Below are 17,540 nucleotides of genomic sequence, written 5' to 3'. Positions count from 1 at the left end.
CTCGATCTACTGGTGTGATGAAGCAGAACGCCCACGAACGCAAGCGGCGTCGGGTGCGGAAGCGGTGGATCGCCCTCGCCCTCTGCCTGCTCCTGGTTGTTCCCGCCGTGTCCTACGTGCGGGCGCTGCTGTATCCCGGGAACGCGAGTTTCACGGTCCGGACCGTGGAGTGGTTTCGCGATCACGGCGGCGGATTCGTGATCGACACGGTCGAGACCTGGAAGTACTCCCACCAGCAACCGCCTGCGACCGGCGCGCCGGCTGACACGACAGCCCCCGAGCCGGGCGGTGCGCCGAGAGCGGGTCAGGCCAGGGTTCGTCCAACTGCAACTGAACTGCCGACTGTTCAACTGCTGCCTGGCATGACTGTGCTGGACCACGAGGGCAAGTGGTCGGTCGCACGGCAGTCCAGGTCAGGCCTACCGCTGGTCTGGACGACCTGGTTCCGGCCTGACCCGGTCCACCTGCCCGTGTCTGTCGCCGCGGCGTTGCTGCCGCGCGGCAGTTACCGGCTGCACTTGATGCCGGGGACCCGGGAGCCGATCGTCGGGATGGCGTCCAAGGCCGGGTACTCGGTACCAGCCGCAGACCTCCCGGCCCTCGTGGCGACGTTCAACGCCGGCTTCAAGATGAAGGATTCGCACGGTGGGTGGTGGACGAACCAGTCTCCGGCCGTCCCGCTGGTCGACGGACGGGCGTCCGCGGTGATCCTCCGCGACGGCTCGGCCCGCATCGGTGTGTGGAACCGAACGGTCACGATGACCAAAGATGTCGTTGCGGTTCGCCAGAACCTCGATCCGGTGATCGTCGACGGCAAGGTTGTCGACGGGCTGACCGCGAACGCCAACGGGCGTTGGGGCACCGTCCGCAGTCAGTTCCAGTACACCTGGCGGTCCGGCCTCGGAACAGATGCTCATGGCAACTTGATCTACGTCGCGGGCAACAAGCTGACGCTCGCGACGCTGGCCTCGGCAATGCACCAGGCGGGCATCGTCCAGGGCATGGAGCTCGACATCCATGCGGCGATGGTGAGCTTCGACATCGAGCAGCCCGGCCCGGCCGGAACGGTCACCGGACAACGCCTGCTGAACTCGATGAACTCCCCGGCCGATCGCTACCTGGTCGACGACCAGCGCGACTTCTTCTATGTGACCGCGAAATGACCAGCGTCCGGACACGTCTTCGGCCTGCAGCGCAGGGTGAAAGTACGGTGCGGGCGCTGTTGCGGCTGAGCCGGCCGCAGCAGTGGCACAAGGCGGTCATGCTGTTTGCTGCACCGGCCGCTGCCGGGGCCTTGGAGTCCCCGGCCATCGTGGTGCGGGCTGCGATCGCCGCCGCCGGGTTCGTGCTGCTCGCGGTCGCCATTTACGCGTTCAACGACATCCGGGACGCGTCCGACGACCGTCGGCATCCCCGCAAGCGGCTGCGGCCAGTCGCCTCCGGTGCGCTCAGCCCGGCGACGGCCGCAGTATTCGGTGTCAGCACCGCATTGCTGGGCCTCGCGGTCATGAGCGGCCTCGGCTGGCAGACATTCAGCATCGCCGGTGTGTATCTCGCCACCCAAGTGCTGTACGTCGCCGGACTGAAACACATCGCAGTCGTCGACCTGATCATCGTCGCGCTGGGTTTCGTACTGAGAGCGGCCGCGGGCGGCACGGCAACCGGACTGCCGGTGTCGAACTGGTTCCTTCTCGTCTCGTTGTTCGGGGCGATCTTCCTCGTCACCGGCAAGCGCAAGGCGGAGCACAGTACGTCCGGTAACGCGGTCAGCCGTCCGGTGCTGGCGGCGTACCCGAGTTCCTGGCTCGACCAGGTCATGGCAGTCGCGTTGCTCGGAACCGCGCTGTCGTACGGCATGTGGGCCTTTCAGAACCTCGGTCATGACGTCTACCGCGAGCTCTTGGCCATCTCGTTCGTGCCCTTCCTCACCGGCCTTCTCCGTTATGCTCTTCTGGTCTCCACCGGCCGTGGAGAGCAGCCGGAGCACGAGATCTTCCGCGATCGTGTCCTGCTCGTCGCCGGGCTGATCTGGGCGGCACTTCTCGGTGTCGGCCTGTACGCGGCGTAACTCGCGGACCAGCGCCGCGAGGACGCAGCCATCGCGCTCGCCGCGTCGTGTGAGTGTGTCAGCCGACCTAATCTGATCCTGACAGTGGTGCAGTGGCATCGTGAAGGGACTGAGTGGCCATGTCTGAACCTCGGCTCACGAAGGCCGACGTCCGTCGTTACCGTGCAATGCTTGCGGCCGAGCGGGACGCGGCTGCGCTCTACCAGGCGTTGGCGGCGGTCGAGAGTGGGACGCGGCGGGACGCGTTCACCGAGTTGGCCGCCATCGAGGAGCGGCATGCGTCGCATTGGGAGGCGAAGCTTCGCGAGGCGGGTGCCGAGGTGCCGGTGGCCGGCCGGCCCGGGCTGCGCACCCGCCTGCTGGGCTGGCTGTCGCGCCGGGTCGGTGCCGGGCCGCTGTTGCCGTACGTCGAGCGGATGGAGCGTGCCGATGCGAACAAGTACGACGCCGACCCGCAGGCCGCTGAGGGGATGGCCGCTGAGGAACGCCGCCATGGGCGACGCATCGCGCGGATGCGCTCCGGGGGCGCGGGCACGCCGACAGAGCAGATCGCGCAGCGTGAGCGATGGCACCGTGGCGATCGGTCCGGCGGTCTGCGTGCTGCCGTGTTCGGCGTCAGCGACGGGTTGGTGTCCAACGCCGCGTTGGTGATGGGTTTCGCCGGCTCAGGGGCAGGGCGATCGACGGTGCTGCTGGCCGGCGTCGCCGGTCTGCTCGCCGGGGCGTTCTCGATGGCCGCGGGAGAGTACGTCTCGATGTCCAGCCAGCGGGAGATGTTCGAGCGTGAGATCAGCCTGGAGGCGGCCGAGCTCGACGAGAATCCTGAGGAGGAGCGGCTCGAGTTGGCGCTGCTGTACGAGGCGAAGGGCATTCCGAAGGACGAGGCCGCCCGCTTGGCCGACCAACTGATGGCCGACCCGCCTGCGGCCCTGGACTCGCTGGTCCGTGAAGAGCTCGGTCTGGATCCCGACGCGCTCGGTAGCCCCTGGACGGCCGCGGCATCGAGCATGATCGCGTTCGCGGCCGGTGCGTTCGTCGTGGTTCTGCCGTACCTGATCGGCGGCGGAACAGCGGCGTTCGTCGCGGCGCTGGTCGCCGCCCTCGTCGCCATGTTCGCCGTCGGCGCCGGCATCGGCGTGCTCAACGGCCGCGCAGCCCTCCGTTCAGGCCTCCGCCAGGTCGTCGTCGGTGCACTGGCCGTCGCGGTGACGTACGGCGTCGGCAGCCTGATCGGTACGACGGTCTCGTAACGCGCCGGCTTCACCAGGAATCCTCGCGGCGAGCGATGTCTGGAGCCGACGCGGGGAGGTGTCATTCGACGACGCGGAGCGCTGCGGGGATGTCCATCCGGCGCTGGCGTCGGAGGCCGAGCAGGGGCGCGAGTGCGACGATCGAGGTGCCGAGGAGCAGGACCGCGACGATCGTCGTGGTCGAGAGAGTGGGTCGTACCAGCAGGTCCGGGGTGACCTCGCCGAAGCCGGACACGATGTACCTGAGTCCCACGTACCCGCCCGCGATCCCGGCGAGTGTGCCGAGCAGGCCGATGACCGCGTTCTCGGCGACCGCGATGCCCAGCACGACCCGTGGCGTCAGGCCGAAGGCGAACATCGTGGCATGCTCGCGGGTGCGTTCGTCCGCGGTGATGCCGGCGGTGTTGAACGCGATCAGCAGGGCGAGCAGCAGGGTGGCGACCTCGATCACGCGAAGGATGCCGGTGAACTGGGCAAGGGCGTTGTCGAGGACGTCGGCGAAGGCGGCGGCCGCATCGACGGAGGAGACCCCCGGCTGCCCGAACACCGCGCGTTCGAGGTCGGCGGCGGTCCCCGACGGCAGCACGACGACCTGGTTGGCGGTGCCGGTCAACCCGAATCGTGCGGCACCGTCGGCGTCGAGGTAGGCGAACGTCCGCCAGGGGTCGGGGTGGAGTGCGCGGACCGGAACCCGGCTGGTGACGAGGCGGAGGCCGTCGGGGGATCGGACCGGGTGCCGGAGCTCGACGATGTCGCCAGGGGCCACGCCGAGGTCTTCTGCTGCCTTCTCCGACACCACGATCCCGTTCTTCGGGCCGCGGTCGCCGAGCAGCGTCGGAGTCCAGATTCTGTTGGTGAAGTCAACGACTTGGACGATCGAATCGATGGCGGCGCCGTGGCCGAGGAGCGTGGCCGGCACCGCCAACTGCGGCTGTGACGCCGCGACGGCGGGAGTGTCGCGGATCGCTCGCAGCGGCGCGGAGTCCAGCGCGTAGTACGTGTCGAAGGTGACGACCAGCCGGCCCGGGCTGCTGTGCCCGACCTCTTCGGCGTGCGCGTCCCCGGCAGCGCTGAACGTGTCCAGTAGACCGAGGACCGCGACCAGCGATGTCATCGCGGCGGCGACACCGAGCGCGGTGAACGCGGTACGGCGGGGTGTGCGGAGGACGTTGCGCAACGACATCGACAGGTAGGTGCGACCGGGAAGCTCTGCCCTGGAAAGCAGGGTCAGGAGGCGTCCTGCGGGCCGCGCCGACGTGTACGCACCGGTGCGAATCGCCTCGACGGGACGCATCCGAACCGCTCGCACGGTAGGCACGACCGAAGCGATCACGGGGAGGACAAAACCGAGCACGGCGGCCTGGGCGAAGCGGCCGGCCTGGAACGGGGTGACCCAGATCGGCAGCGGAAGCAGATCGGCCATGACGTTGCCCATGGCCGTGCCGATGAGCCAGCCGACGCCGATCCCGGCCACCACCCCCACGGTCGCGATCTGGACGCCGACGAGCATCGGCCGGACGGCGAGCATCCGCGGTGGCACTCCGAGCGCCATCCCGACGCCGATCTCCCGGCGCTGCGACTCGATCATCCGGCTGACCAGGTTGAAGGTGGCGAACGCCGCACCGAACAGGATCAGGAACGCGAAGACGTTCCAGGTGGTCTGGTCGTTCCTGGCGTCCTCGTACAGTGCGCGATGGACGGGATCCTCGGCACGGGTGGTGACCGTTCCGCCGAAGGGTGCGACGGCAGCGGTCAGTTGCCGGCGTACTGCCGCGTGATCCGCGCCGGGCCTCAGCCGGACGACGAGGTCGTTCACCTGACCGATGTGACCGGTCGCTCGCTGTGCGACCGCGAGCGGCGTGAACACGACCGCGAAGCTGGTCTCGCCGAGCACCATCCCGCTGCGGCCGGTCACCTGGAAGTACTCGGGCGTGTAACCGGTCCCGACGTACTCGAGGGTCGTGCCGGTGCCGAGCAGGAGCCTGCCGGTCGGGGGCAATCCGTGGCCGGAGGCGAACTTGGACTCGAGTACGGCGACCGCCGAGGCGGGACCGCGCGTACCGAGACCTTGGCCGCGGTCGACGTACAAGGCGTTCACCGGCGAAGAACCCGACGGCATACCGACGACCTCACCGGGGACGAGCAGTTGGTTCGCGCCGGTCGACGCGTCCACCAGGGTCGGCGCGATCAGGCGCTCGACCGACGCGTCGACGGCGGACGCGTCCGGCATGCCTCCGATCGCTCGGAGCAGCGATCCCTGCGGGGCGAACGCGCCTTCGGGCAGGTGCACCCGCAGATCGTGCATCCGAAGACTCGCGTAGCTGCGGTCGTTCGATTCGAGCCGCCAGGCGGTCGTACCGCCGAGGCCGGCGTAGGCGCCGGTGCCGAGGGCGATGACCAGGGCCAGCGCCGTCACCAGAAGCCATCGTCGACGCAGGTCGCGCCACGACCAGATGACCCACAGACGAAGCGACCCGGTTCGCATGACGCCTACCAGTGCAGGTCGGCGGTGCGGCTCTTGCCGCCGGCGGGTGGACCGTCGCTGACGATGCGGCCGCTCGACAATTCGATCACCCGGTCGGCGACCCGGGACAGCTCACGGTTGTGTGTGACCACGAGCACCGTCTTGCCTGCTTCGGCTTGCTGCTGCAGCAGTTCCAGGATCTGTACGCCGGTGCGGAAGTCGAGCTCGCCCGTCGGCTCGTCGGCCAGCAGGATCGGGTTGTCGGTGGCCAATGCGCGGGCAATCGCGACCCGTTGCTGCTCACCACCGGAGAGTTGGTGAGGAAAGTGATGCAGGCGATCGGCCAGACCGACCCGCGACAGCTCGTCCCGGGCGACGTCCGCCGCTGCCGGACGGGCCGCGACATCGGCGCCGAACTGTACGTTCTCGAGGGCGGTCAGCCCCGGGAACAGGTTGAACGTCTGGAAGACGAAGCTCACCGTGTGGCGCCTCAGCTCGAACTGCTCACGCCGTGACGACCTGGTCGTGTCACGTCCGTTGAGGGCGACTCTGCCGCCGGTCGGTGTGTCGAGCAGACCGATCATGTTGAGCAACGTGGTCTTGCCGCTCCCCGAAGGACCGAGCACGACCACGAAGGCGGCCTCGTCGATGTGCAGGTTGACCTCGGCCAACGCGGTCACCGTGCTGTCGCCGACGACGTACCGCTTGACCACGTCGTCCAGGTCGACCCGCGTGCCGACGGACAGGTCGGGCGACGACGTCCGGAGGTGCGTACCGATGTCCTGCCCCATGCGTTCACCGTCGCAGTCCGATCGCGCGGACGGCAGTGACCAAGGTCCTCTCGACCGCGGGCCATGCTGCCTCGGGCCGGCCCTTTGGAATACCTCCCGGGGTATATAGAATGGATCCTGAGAACACCCCCGGGGGTATCGCGACGAGCGCGTTCACCCGGGTTCGGGAGGAGAAATCATGAGCACGATCGACCTGACAGCTGCCGGCTTCGAAACGACGATCACCGAGAACGAGATCGTCCTCGTCGACTTCTGGGCGTCGTGGTGCGGGCCGTGCCGGATGTTCGCGCCGATCTTCGCGGCGGCCTCGGACCGGCACACCGATATCGTCTTCGCCAAGGTCGACACCGAGGCCGAGCAGGGATTGGCCGCGGCCGCGGGGATCACGTCGATCCCGACCCTGATGGCCTTCAAGGACGGATCGCTGGTCTTCTCGCGGCCGGGCGCGCTGCCGGCGCAGGCACTGGAGCAGGTCGTCGCAGCGGTGCGTGAGCTGGACATGGCGAAGGCCCGCCGAGAGGCGAGGAGCGCCTGATGGTCGACTACAGTCTTGCCGCGGAGGTGGCCAGGCCGTACGGCGAGACCGTCGAAGCGGTCCGCTCCGCGCTTGCTGAGCAGGGATTCGGCATCCTGACCGAGATCGACCTGCGGGCGACGCTGGCAGCGAAGCTCGGGGTCGACGTGCCTGCACAGGTCATCCTCGGAGCATGCCGGCCGCCGCTGGCGTACCAGGCGCTGCAGGTGGATCCGTCGATTGCCGTGATGCTGCCGTGCAACGTGGTCGTCCGGGCGGTCGACGAGACGACCTCGATGGTGGAGGCCTTCAACCCTGACGTGATGCTGGAACTCGGCGATACCTCCGCGTTGCAGCCCGTCGCGCAGGATGCCAAGGACAGGCTCGCCGCCGTCCTCGCCGCTGTGACCGAGGAGACGAGATGACAGCGCTCGACCCGACCGAGCTGGGTCCGGTGGTCAACCGGATCAAGCGAGCCCAGGGCCAGTTGGCCGGAGTGCTGCGGATGCTGGAGGAAGGACGCGACTGCGAGGATGTCGTCACCCAGTTGGCGGCCGTGTCCAAGGCGCTCGATCGCGCGGGTTTCGCCGTCGTGGCCACCGGGCTCCGTCAGTGCATCGTGAACGGTGACGGCCCCGACAGCCTCGACACCAAGAAGATGGAGAAGCTCTTCCTGTCCCTGGCCTGACACCTCGAAGGACCTGCGGCCCACGGGTTGCGGGCCGATCGCCTCTCCCTCGGCTTGGCCTGCCGCGGCTCAATGACCGTGACGGTTGGTTGATCGAGGAGGCTGGAGATGCGTCGGAAGGTTCTGGTGCTGGGCGCCAATTTCGGTGGGATGACCGCGGCGCTGGCGGTCAAGCATGAGCTCGAGGGTGACGTGGACGTGACGGTCGTGTCCGCGAGTGACCACTTCCTCTTCAATCCCAGCCTGATCTGGCTTCCGTTCGGCAAACGGGACGAGGCGGACATCACGTTCCCGGTGGCGCCGACGCTGGATGCGCACGGCATCGAGTTCGTCCACGCGGCCGCAACCGCGGTCGACCCGGTGGCCAAGCAGGTCACGATCGACGACGGCCGGCAGTTCGGCTACGACTATCTGGTCATCGCGACCGGTTACCGCAACAAGGACGACGTCGTTCCCGGGTTCAAGGAGAACGCGAACACGATCACCACGCTCCGGGAGGCCGAACGGACCGCTGTCGCCTGGCGCCGGTTCCTCGATGACCCCGGCGATGTGGTCGTCGCGGCCACGCAGGGTGCGGGCTGCTTCGGGGCGGCGTACGAGTTCCTGTTCAACACTGCGTACCAGTTGCGGAAGGCCGGTCTGCAGAAGAAGGTGAAGCTCACCTACGTCACTGCGGAGCCGTTCCTCGGGCACTTCGGGATCGGCGGGCTGCCGCACGGCGAGCAGCTGCTGGGGATGTTCCTGAAGAAGGAAGGGATCGAGGCACGCATCTCGGTCGGTATCGACCACATCGACGACGGCGCGCTCGTGCTGGCGGACGGCGAGACGGTGCCGTTCTCGTTCGGCATGGTGATCCCGCCGTTCCTCGGGCAGCGCTTCCTGGAGGACTCGAACGGGCTGGCCGACGAGAAGGGGTACGTCGTGGTGCGGGACACGTACCAGAGCGAGAAGCACGACGACGTGTACGCGGTCGGTGTGGCGGCCGCGGTCGACGTACCGTGGCAGACGCCGACGCCGGTCGGGATCCCGAAGACGGGCTTCCCGACCGAGGTGATGGCGCACACCGCGGCTGCGAACATCGCCGCGCAGATCCGCGGCGAGGAGCCGGTGAACACGAAGTCGTTCGGCGACATCAAGGCGGTCTGCGTGATGGATGCCGGGAACAACGGTGTCATCATCCTGGCCGACAAGATGCTGCCGCCGCGCAAGCACGGCGTACTCATCCCCGGTCCGCAGGCCCATCTGATGAAGCTGGGCTTCGAGAAGTACTTCCTGTGGAAGATGCGCCACGGGTACGTGCAACTGCCGTGAACCTCACCCTGTCAGCGTGATCGAGATCTCCGGCGGGGTGGTGATCGAGTTGTGGACGGTGCAGTGGTTGACGACGGCCAGCAGGGCGTCGCGCCGCGCGGGCGGGAGGTCGGCCGCGAGCTTGACGGTGACGTCGATCCGGTCGACCCGCGCCGGCTTCTGCGCCAGTGCGAAGCTGGTCTCGACGCTGAGGCCGGTGGTGTCGAGGTTGTGCCGGTGCAGGTAGCGTCGGGCGTAGAACGCGACGCATGCGGCGAGGGACGCGACGAAGAGTTCCGTCGGCGTGGGGGCGGTGTCTTCGCCGCCGGCGTCCTTCGGCTGATCGACGGCGAGCGTGTGCTCCCGGATCTGGATGCCGAAACGGTCGCCGTCCAGATGGCCGACCCGGATCGTCGTGGTGCCGTTTGGCTCGCTGGCCGGCGGCGTGGCTTGGCGCAGCCAACGGAAGTGCTCCTGGTTTCCCAGCAGGTCGAGGCGGTGCCAGAGCACACTCGTGGGGACGGCCTGCGAGGCGTGCGCGAGGCTTGCGATGCGCTGGTTCTCCCGGTCGACCGGAACCACCAGGTCGATGTCTCGCGAGTCGTGCCCGGCGAAGGCCGTCCAGAACTTCCGGTTCAGCCGGTCGGCGACCAGGCGCGGGATCGTCCAGCCGAGTACGGGCAGGTCCACGCAGCGAGCAGCTGCCAGCGCGGCGGCGGTGGCGGCTGAGTGGTCGGCGTGCCCGCTGACCCCGGACGGGTCGAAGACGAGCAGGCCGTCTGCTCCCGACGCTCTGATCCGGGCGAGTATGTCGCTCTTCAGCGTGTTCAGGTCGACGGTGGCCAAGGCGCCGTCGGGATGATCGAGCAGGACGGCCGAGTCGACGCCCAGTGCGCCGGCCGCGATCTGCAGCTCCTTGGCACGAAGTACGCCGAGGTCGCCGGCAGGTCCGAGCGTCGAGGCCTCCCCGTGCGTCAGGCACAGCACCGAGACGTCGCTGCCGGCCCGTGCGAAGGCGTCCAGTGCCGCGCCGAGCCCGAACGATTCGTCGTCCGGATGCGCGACAACCGCCAGCACGGACGACCACCGAGGCAAGGTGCTCGTCACGTCAATGGTTGATCGGACTCGAGTCATCGTGCACCTCCGCGCCGTCGGCGGGCTCGCCACGAACGCCGCACCGTACGTCGATCGTCCGTCCGGCGCACCGCCGGCCGAACGGACGAAGGTCCCGACCTCCGTCCGCAGACGTCCCTCTGCTCCCGACCGACGTCGGCCAAGGTCTCAGACGCGGACGCGTTCAAGGTGCCTGGGTGTCACTGCGGTCCAATCGAGTTCGTCGTGGATCCGCCCGGCCAGTACGGCGCGGGCATGGTCCTCGCCGTGGACGACGTACACGGTCTCGGGAGCGCTCGGCGCCGCCGACAGCCAGCCGATCAGTTCGTCGGAATCGGCGTGGGCGGAGAACTCGGAGAGCCCGACAACCTGAGCGCGGACCGGTACGTAGCGGCCGTGGATCTTGAGCGCGCGGGCGCCGTCCAGCAGCGCGCGGCCGCGGGTGCCGGGAACCTGGAAGCCCGCGAGTACGACGGTGTTGCGCTTCCCAGGGAGCAGACGCGCCAGGTGGTACAGGACCCGTCCTCCGGTCGCCATGCCGGACGCCGAGATCACGACGGACGGGCGGCCGGGGTCGCTGATCCGCATGGACTCCTCGACGGAGTGGACCAGGCGCAGCGTCCCGGGGTCGAACGGGTCCGGCCCGCCGAGAATCTCGGGGCGGAGCTCGGATGACTTGTTCGCGACCGCTGCGCGGTAGACGTCGAGGGCGGCCAATGCCATCGGGCTGTTGACGTACACCGGCAGGTGGGGGATGAGACCGTCGCGCATCAGGCCGGCGAGTTCGTGCAGCAGGATTGCGGTGCGGTCGATCGCGAAGGCCGGCATCAGGACGACACCCCCGCGTGCGGCGGTGGTGGAGATCAGGTGGGCGAGCTGGGCGTGGTCGAGCGCGTCGTGGTGGCGGTCGCCGTACGTCGCCTCGATCAGGACCGTGTCGACGGCCGGCGGCGGCTCGGGCGGGCGGAGCAGCGGATGCTGTTGCCGGCCGAGATCCCCGCTCACCAGCAGTCTTCGCCCGTCGAACTCGAGCTCCGCGAAAGCCGAGCCGAGGATGTGGCCGGCCCGGTGCAGTCGTACGGAGGTGCCGGCCAGGTGGACGCCGTCGGTCATGGGGCGGAAGAGCCGGATCGCCCGTTCGGCGTCCTCGGAGTCGAAGAGCGGTTGCGGTGGATCGTGCTTGGAGTAGCCGCCGGCGCGGGCGTGCTGAGCGTCCTCCATCTGGAGCCGGGCGGCGTCGCGGAGCACGATCGCGGCGACGTCGGCTGTACCGGGCGTGCAGATCACCGGTCCGTGGAAGCCTTGCCGGACGAGGCCGGGCAGATAGCCGCAGTGGTCGAGGTGCGCGTGGGTGAGTACGACGGCGTCCAGCGACGCCGGGTCGATCGGGAACGGGTCCCAGTTGCGGCGTCGCCATCGCGCCTCCCCCTGGAACAGGCCGCAGTCGATCAGGATCCGCTCGTCGCCGTGTTCCAGCAGGAACTTGCTGCCGGTCACCGTTCCGGCCGCGCCGAGGAAGGTGAGCGCGGTCATGTCCACTCCTCTCATGCCGGTGTCGTCAGGTTCGCCGCTGGGAGGACGGTGCGGCAGCGGGCAACAGTCCCGAGCTTCGGGGCCGTTCGGCCCTCAGCCCGATGCCGGGACTTTGGTCCCTGTCGCAGTGGCGCCGGGCAGGGTGTGCTGGACGTGGAGACAGGCGGGAGTTGATCGTCATGGACAAGATCGTCGTCGGTGTGGACGGCGCCTGGCGCCGGTCCGGGGCAGTGGACTGGGCGGTGCAGGAGGCCGTCCGGCGCCGAATGCCGTTGCGGGCGGTGCATGTGGTCGACGACCGGCACGCGCAGACGCCGGTGCGCGTCGAGGGGCAGGTCATCATGGCGGCGCCGATCCCGGAGATCGATCGGCGGCTGCTTGACGACGTCGAGAAGTATCTCGCTGCGGCGGCCCCGGAGCAGGACCTCGACGCCGATGTCGTGATCGGTGCGCCGGACCGGCGGCTGGCCGAGTTGAGCGCGGACGCCGAGCTGACCGTGGTCGGCAGGCGGGGGATCGGCGGATTCGCCCGGTTGCTGATCGGATCGACCTCGGAGTACGTCGCCAACCACGGCGACGGCCCCATCGTCGTCGTACCGGACGGATGGCGGCCGGAGCGGCACGCGAACGCCCCGGTCGTCGTGGGCGTGGATCGCTACGACGGCAACGACGCCGCGATGGAGTTCGCCTGCGAGACGGCGGCTCTGCACGACGCGCCGCTGTGGATGGTGCTGGCCTGGGACGTTCCCGCGGCGTACACCTGGGACGTCGCCGCGGCCGGCGAGTTGACCGAGGACTGGGAGCATCTGGCCCAGGACCGGCTCGACAGCATCGCGGCGCAGTGGCGGCACAAGTATCCCGACATCGAGGTGGAGCGGAAGCTGCTGCGGTCGCACCCCGTGGCCGCGCTGCTGGAGACTGCCGAGTCGGCGGGAGCCCAGCTGGTGGTGACCGGCGGCCGTCGGCACCGGCTGCCCGGCGTAGTCGTCGGGTCGGTGGCTCGCGGCGTCCTGCACCACGCGACGATTCCGGTCGCGGTCGTCCACGATCACTAGCGCGGCGCGCTCGCGGGGGCCGGTCGGCACCCGCTACGGCTTGAGGCGCTGCTCGAAGAACGTCAGTACGCGATCCACGGCTTCCTGCTGGCGGTGCTCGGTCAGTGTGGCGTGTCTGCGGCCGGGGAACTCGACGGCGATGAACTTGTCGCCGAGCTCACGGCGAAGGGTGTCGAAGCGTGTCCCGACCGCAGGATCACCCGCATAGCGCAGGCCGAGCACCGGACAGCCGGCGGCGACCTTGGCCTTGACGGCGCCGAGGTCGCCCGGGCTCAGTCCGAGGTCGGCCTTCCGCGCTCGTCCCACCGGGGCCGGTGAGGCCGGCTGAGCGAGCACAGGCGCGACGACGGGTGCGTCGGCGAGCATCGCGAGCGCGAAGCCTCCGGTCAGGCACATGCCCACGGCCCCCACGCCGGATCCGCCCAGCTCACTGTGGAGATCGCGCGCCAGGGACCGCAACCACGTCGCCACCGGGCTGGTACGACCGAGCGCGAACAGGCTGAACTCCCGACTGACGCACACCTGAGCGATGCTCCGCACGGACTCCCGGACGGTCGCCCCCGCCCCCGGGTGCCCGAACAACGAAGGCATCACCACCGTGAAGCCGCGCCCGACCACCTCCTCGGCGAACGCGATGACCGCTGGTGTGATCCCCGGGATCTCGTGGATCACGATCACCCCCGGACCGGCGCCCTTGCGAAAGGTCGGATACGTCGTCCCGCCGGCGGTGTAGGTCCCCGGCGTCCAGGAGTCGAGTCGTCCCATACCTGGTTGCGTCCCTTCGGTTTCATGATGTTCCACCCCGTGCACTGCGGTCATCCGCGGTAGGCGGATCCGCAGGCCGAGCCGGCCAGCAGGTCGGCGCGGACATCGCGGTCGGCGAGAAGATCGAGCAGATCGTCGCGGCTGAGCGTTCCGACCACTCGATCGTTGTCGACGACCGGCAGCAATGCCGCCGTGGTCGACCGGATCAGGTCGATGGGCACCGTGATCTCGTCGTCGCACCGTACGTAGGCGGTACGGCGTACCTGGACCTCACCGACGCGGTGGGCCGGCGCCGCGCCGTGGTCGGCGCCCTCCTCGGCTTCGTGTGTGAGCAAGTCGCTCAGTTCGACGGTACCCACGAGTGCCCGGGAGTCGTCGTCGACGACGACGATCGACGTGAGCTGTTCATCGCCCATCAACCGCGATGCCGCGCCGATCGAGGTCTGCGCGGTCACGGTCGTCGCCGGTGTGGTCATCACGTCCCGGACCCGCATCGTCCGCACCTCGCTTCGTCGCTCGAGCTGCTTCGCGTTCCTTTCTGGCACTTGCACGCTGACGCTTCCGCTCGCCACGGGCCAGGACCGTTTGTCACCGAAGTCGGGCCATTGGGCCCTGCTCGGGCGGTCGTTCGGGCCGGGACGCTCGGAGGGTGAGCACGATGCTGGATCGGCTGCGGCGCTTCCGTCCGGTCGGTACGCCGGGCGGCGCCGGGCCTGTCGGCGTGCCGATGGACAGCCGCACCGGCGTACCGGCCGAGCTCGTCCCCGTCTTCAGGGCACTCGATGCCGCGATCGCCGACAGCGAGGAGATCCGGGCACGGGCGAGCGAACAGGCTGCCCGCCTCATCGCGACCGCCCGGACCGACGCCGCAGGGATGGTCATGGACGCTCGAGCGCGCGCGACCGGCGAGCAGGCGGAGGTGACCGCGGCGATCCAGGCCCGGGCCGACTCGGCGGTCGAGCAGCTGCTGGCGACCGCGGCAGCCGCCGCGGTCCAGCTGCAGGAGGCCGGATCGCAGCGGATGGACAGCCTGGTCGCGGCGGTCCTGGACCGGCTCCGCGCGGATGTGCGGAGGACGACCTGATGGGCGCGGGCTGGGTGGCGGCGACCGTCCGGGCGAAGGCGATGGCCCGCCGCCGGATGGGGGCCGGAGCGGCACGGCGGCTCGCGTCGTCTGCAGGACTGCCCGACGCGCTCCGCCTGCTCGACGGTACGGCGTACGCGCGGGCCGCCGTACCAGGGACGACGCTGCCCGAGGCCGAACAACTGGTCGCAGCTGCCGAGCTGTGGCAGCTGCGGGTGTTGTCCGGCTGGATGCCTGGATCCGCTGGTGGCCTGGCTCGGGCGCTCGCCGGACGCTACGAACTCGCCAACATCGAGGCGCACGCCCGGGCGCTGGCGGATGGACGGCGGCGGACCTACTTCGAGCTGGGCAGTCTGGCGATGTCCTGGCCCAGGATCGCGGTGACCACCTCGGCGGACGGGTTGCGGCGTGCGCTCGCCGCGTCACCTTGGGGTGATCCCGGTGATTCCCTGGCCGAGAACCTGCACGACGTACTGGTGCTGCGCTGGCTGCGCATGGTCGTCGCCGAGGCGCCGCAGACGATCGGGTGGGCGTCCGGCGCCGCGGTCCTGCTGGCCGCCAAACAGTTGCTGTCGGCAACAGGAGGGCACGCCGTCGGCAGGGCCGCGACGCCACTGATCGGGGACGATTGGCTGCGAGCGCGGTCGGTGGCGGCCCTGAGACCGGCGGTACCGGTCGCCGGACGCTGGGTTCTGGAGGGAGTCGGCTCGCCGGCGGAGCTCTGGCGCGCTGAGGCGGGACTTGCCGGCCGGATCGAGGCAGACGGGTTCCGCCTGCTGCGACAGGGAACGCCCGGCATGGATCCGGTCCTGGGAGCAGTCGCTGTGCTGGCGGTCGACGGCTGGCGGGTGCGGGCCGCGCTCGGAGACGCGTCGTACGGCGCCGGTCCGGGGGAAGTGCTCGATGTCCTGGCGTGACGCCGTCCGACCCGTGCGCATGCAACGGATCGCGCTGGTCGCACCCGGTGCGCATGAGCGCGAGCTGCTCGCTCGGCTGAGCTCCGCGGGCGTCGTCGAGCTCGATCCGGTGCGGTCCGACATCGAACTGGCCGTCGCGGCCGACCGGCAGCCGGACTGGTCGGATCGCGAACTGGAGGTCCGCCGGCGGACGGCCCAGGCGACTCCGCACGGCCCCGTGGTGGCACTCCTCGGCTGGACGCCGGCGTCGGCGCTTCCCGAGCTGACGGAGGCCTTGACGCCCGTCGGCGGGACCGCCGTACCGCTGCCGCCGCCACCCGGCGTGCAACCACCGACCTTGTTGCGCCAGCACGGACGCGGCCGGTCGTTCGAACTGCTGGTGCAGACGTACACCACGGTTCCGTACGCCGATGTCGACCCCGCACTCGTCGCCGGACTCGCCTACGTGGCGATGTTCGGGATGATGTTCGGCGACGTCGGCCACGGGATCCTGCTCCTGCTCGGCGCCGTGATCGTTCGGAGCGGACGTCTCACCCGATTGGCGAAGCTCCGGCCGGCCTGGCCGTTCCTCGCCGGAGCAGGCGCCGCGAGCGTCGTGTTCGGCGTGCTGTACGGCGAGATGTTCGGGCCGACCGGTCTGGTCCCGGTGGTGTGGCTCTCGCCGGTGGACGACATCACCACTTTGCTGCTGACCGCGATCGGGGTGGGGGCAGTGCTGCTGGCCGGCGCCTATGCGCTGGGCATCGTCAACCGGTTCCGCGAAGGTGGCTGGGCGTTCGCGCTCTACGCCCGGACCGGGATCGCCGGTGCGCTGCTGTTCCTCGCGCTCGGTGCGGTGGCCGGGGGCGCCTACTTCGGCAGCGGCTGGTTGCTGATCGGTGCGGTCCTGCTCGGGATCGCGGGTCTCGTACTCACCTTCCTCGGTCTGCTGGCCGGCTCGGGCGGCGGCGGCGCCGGTGTGCTGCAGGCGAGCGTCGAGCTGTTCGACGTCGTCGTCCGGCTGGGATCGAACATCGTGTCGTTCGCGCGCTTGGCCGCCTTCGGCCTCACACACGCAGCGCTGGGAGCGATCGTCTGGGCAGGCACCGTCGCGCTGTGGAACAGCGGCTCGGTGCCGGGCCGCCTGGGCGCCGGGCTGGTGCTGATCGCCGGGACGGGCATCGCCTTCGCGCTCGAGGCTCTGGTGGCAGGTATCCAGGCGTTGCGGCTCGAGTACTACGAACTGTTCTCCCGGGTGTTCGCCACGGACGGACGCCCGTTCCGGCCCTGGCGACTGCCGGCGGACGACCTGGAGGTGACTTCATGAGGGAGTTCCTGCGGCGGCATCCCCGGGCGGCGGTGCTGCTGACCGTCGCGAACCTGCTGTTGCTGACCAGCGCGATCGCGCTGCTGATCGTCATCGTGACCGCCGACTGGGGGTTCGCGGCCGGCCGCCCGGATGCGGCCGCGAGCCAGACCGTGCAGGCCAACGGGTCCGCACTGCTCGGCGCGGCGATCGCGGTGGCCGGCTCGGCGATCGGGGCCGGGATCGCGGTCGCCTACACCGGTGCCGCGGCGCTGGCGGCGATGAGCGAGCGGCCGGAGTTGTTCGGGCGCGCGATGGTGGTGGTCGGACTCGCCGAGGGCATCGCGATCTACGGCCTGATCGTGGCGATCATCCTGGTCGGAGAAGCACGATGACTCGGGTGGCCGTCCTGGGCGAGCCGACCCGGACGGCGGGCTACGGGCTCGCGGGCGTCACGTTGCTTCCAGCAACTACAGAGACAGAGGTACGTCGGCAGTGGCGCGAGTTGCCGGCCGACGTCGGCGTGGTTCTCCTGACCGGCGCGGCGGCCGGGGTGCTCGGCGAGGAATGCCTGCGGACCGCTGCGGTGCTGACGGTGGTGCTGCCGCCGTGAGCCGGCCACTGTCCGCCGCCGCCGACGCGGCCCTCGAACCGGTCCGGGCGGCGTTGCCTCCTCGGCGAACCAGCGGAAGAACTCGGCCGCGTAGGCGATCTCGCCCTTGG

Annotated in this window: 19 protein-coding genes; 13 read left to right on the top strand and 6 right to left on the bottom strand. The window is 69.8% G+C overall.

All coding sequences use genetic code 11. The features are described 5' to 3' along the window. Positions 1–17: 17 nt before the first annotated feature. From ACWEOO_RS29255 to ACWEOO_RS29245, 3 genes are all read left to right on the top strand, one after another. Positions 18–1,163, top strand: coding sequence for a hypothetical protein (locus ACWEOO_RS29255; protein WP_452145759.1), 1,146 nt, complete (start codon positions 18–20; stop codon positions 1,161–1,163). Then, positions 1,160–2,068, top strand: a complete 909-nt coding sequence (locus ACWEOO_RS29250; RefSeq protein ID WP_452145758.1) for a decaprenyl-phosphate phosphoribosyltransferase — start codon at positions 1,160–1,162, stop codon at positions 2,066–2,068. The genes ACWEOO_RS29255 and ACWEOO_RS29250 overlap by 4 nt, the downstream gene beginning before the upstream one ends. A 119-nt stretch (positions 2,069–2,187) precedes the next feature. After that, positions 2,188–3,318 (top strand): VIT1/CCC1 transporter family protein, encoded by a 1,131-nt coding sequence (locus ACWEOO_RS29245; RefSeq protein WP_363709569.1) that lies wholly within the window; start codon positions 2,188–2,190, stop codon positions 3,316–3,318. A 61-nt stretch (positions 3,319–3,379) separates the two neighbouring features. On the opposite strand, the gene ACWEOO_RS29240 is transcribed toward ACWEOO_RS29245, so the two are convergent. Next, on the bottom strand, positions 3,380–5,734 hold the full coding sequence (locus tag ACWEOO_RS29240; RefSeq protein WP_452145757.1) for an ABC transporter permease: 2,355 nt from the start codon (positions 5,732–5,734) through the stop codon (positions 3,380–3,382). Positions 5,735–5,808: 74 nt separating this feature from the next. Then, complete coding sequence (locus tag ACWEOO_RS29235) at positions 5,809–6,573, bottom strand: ABC transporter ATP-binding protein (protein ID WP_452145756.1); 765 nt, start codon at positions 6,571–6,573, stop codon at positions 5,809–5,811. A 178-nt stretch (positions 6,574–6,751) separates the two neighbouring features. Here ACWEOO_RS29235 and trxA point away from each other — a divergent pair, with 178 nt between their 5' ends. The 4 genes from trxA to ACWEOO_RS29215 all read left to right on the top strand — a co-directional run bounded on the left by trxA (position 6,752) and on the right by ACWEOO_RS29215 (position 9,086). Then, entirely contained in the window at positions 6,752–7,108 is a 357-nt protein-coding gene (gene trxA / locus ACWEOO_RS29230) for a thioredoxin (protein ID WP_452145755.1), read from the top strand. Next, entirely contained in the window at positions 7,108–7,512 is a 405-nt protein-coding gene (locus ACWEOO_RS29225) for a DUF302 domain-containing protein (RefSeq protein WP_452145754.1), read from the top strand. Before trxA ends, ACWEOO_RS29225 begins: the two co-directional genes overlap by 1 nt. Continuing rightward, positions 7,509–7,775, top strand: a complete 267-nt coding sequence (locus ACWEOO_RS29220) for a metal-sensitive transcriptional regulator (protein ID WP_452145753.1) — start codon at positions 7,509–7,511, stop codon at positions 7,773–7,775. The genes ACWEOO_RS29225 and ACWEOO_RS29220 overlap by 4 nt, the downstream gene beginning before the upstream one ends. 108 nt (positions 7,776–7,883) lie before the next feature. After that, positions 7,884–9,086, top strand: coding sequence for an NAD(P)/FAD-dependent oxidoreductase (locus ACWEOO_RS29215; RefSeq protein ID WP_452145752.1), 1,203 nt, complete (start codon positions 7,884–7,886; stop codon positions 9,084–9,086). Positions 9,087–9,089: 3 nt separating this feature from the next. On the opposite strand, the gene ACWEOO_RS29210 is transcribed toward ACWEOO_RS29215, so the two are convergent. Next, positions 9,090–10,142: a PIG-L family deacetylase gene (locus ACWEOO_RS29210; protein WP_452145751.1), complete on the bottom strand. Its 1,053-nt coding sequence runs from the start codon at positions 10,140–10,142 to the stop codon at positions 9,090–9,092. Between the two features lie 204 nt (positions 10,143–10,346). Next, positions 10,347–11,711, bottom strand: a complete 1,365-nt coding sequence (locus ACWEOO_RS29205) for an MBL fold metallo-hydrolase RNA specificity domain-containing protein (protein ID WP_452145750.1) — start codon at positions 11,709–11,711, stop codon at positions 10,347–10,349. A 179-nt stretch (positions 11,712–11,890) separates the two neighbouring features. Between ACWEOO_RS29205 and ACWEOO_RS29200 the strand changes: the two genes are divergently transcribed. Next, positions 11,891–12,766 carry a universal stress protein gene (locus ACWEOO_RS29200; RefSeq protein ID WP_452145749.1) on the top strand — a complete coding sequence of 292 codons (876 nt, stop codon included), beginning with the start codon at positions 11,891–11,893 and terminating at the stop codon, positions 12,764–12,766. A 33-nt stretch (positions 12,767–12,799) separates the two neighbouring features. On the opposite strand, the gene ACWEOO_RS29195 is transcribed toward ACWEOO_RS29200, so the two are convergent. Together ACWEOO_RS29195 and ACWEOO_RS29190 are read right to left on the bottom strand one after the other, a co-directional pair. Then, positions 12,800–13,531 carry a dienelactone hydrolase family protein gene (locus ACWEOO_RS29195; protein WP_452145748.1) on the bottom strand — a complete coding sequence of 244 codons (732 nt, stop codon included), beginning with the start codon at positions 13,529–13,531 and terminating at the stop codon, positions 12,800–12,802. Between the two features lie 50 nt (positions 13,532–13,581). Then, positions 13,582–14,025 (bottom strand): CBS domain-containing protein, encoded by a 444-nt coding sequence (locus ACWEOO_RS29190; protein ID WP_452145747.1) that lies wholly within the window; start codon positions 14,023–14,025, stop codon positions 13,582–13,584. A gap of 155 nt (positions 14,026–14,180) precedes the next feature. Between ACWEOO_RS29190 and ACWEOO_RS29185 the strand changes: the two genes are divergently transcribed. Genes ACWEOO_RS29185 through ACWEOO_RS29165 form a run of 5 tightly spaced genes read left to right on the top strand, consistent with a single transcriptional unit; the run spans position 14,181 to position 17,430 of the window. After that, a complete protein-coding gene (locus ACWEOO_RS29185; RefSeq protein WP_452145746.1) occupies positions 14,181–14,615 on the top strand; it encodes a hypothetical protein in 435 nt (144 codons plus the stop codon). After that, on the top strand, positions 14,615–15,532 hold the full coding sequence (locus ACWEOO_RS29180) for a hypothetical protein (protein WP_452145745.1): 918 nt from the start codon (positions 14,615–14,617) through the stop codon (positions 15,530–15,532). Before ACWEOO_RS29185 ends, ACWEOO_RS29180 begins: the two co-directional genes overlap by 1 nt. Beyond that, complete coding sequence (locus tag ACWEOO_RS29175) at positions 15,519–16,838, top strand: V-type ATPase 116kDa subunit family protein (protein ID WP_452145744.1); 1,320 nt, start codon at positions 15,519–15,521, stop codon at positions 16,836–16,838. Before ACWEOO_RS29180 ends, ACWEOO_RS29175 begins: the two co-directional genes overlap by 14 nt. Beyond that, a complete protein-coding gene (locus ACWEOO_RS29170) occupies positions 16,835–17,212 on the top strand; it encodes an ATP synthase subunit C (protein ID WP_452145743.1) in 378 nt (125 codons plus the stop codon). The genes ACWEOO_RS29175 and ACWEOO_RS29170 overlap by 4 nt, the downstream gene beginning before the upstream one ends. Beyond that, the gene (locus ACWEOO_RS29165) at positions 17,209–17,430 is read left to right on the top strand and encodes a hypothetical protein (RefSeq protein WP_452145742.1); all 222 of its coding nucleotides are present in this window, start codon (positions 17,209–17,211) and stop codon (positions 17,428–17,430) included. Before ACWEOO_RS29170 ends, ACWEOO_RS29165 begins: the two co-directional genes overlap by 4 nt. The last annotated feature ends 110 nt before the right edge of the window (positions 17,431–17,540 follow it).

Source organism: Kribbella sp. NPDC004138, from assembly GCF_053603655.1.
Note: the sequence above shows the minus strand (reverse complement) of the source record. Positions and strands in the feature narration are given on the sequence as shown.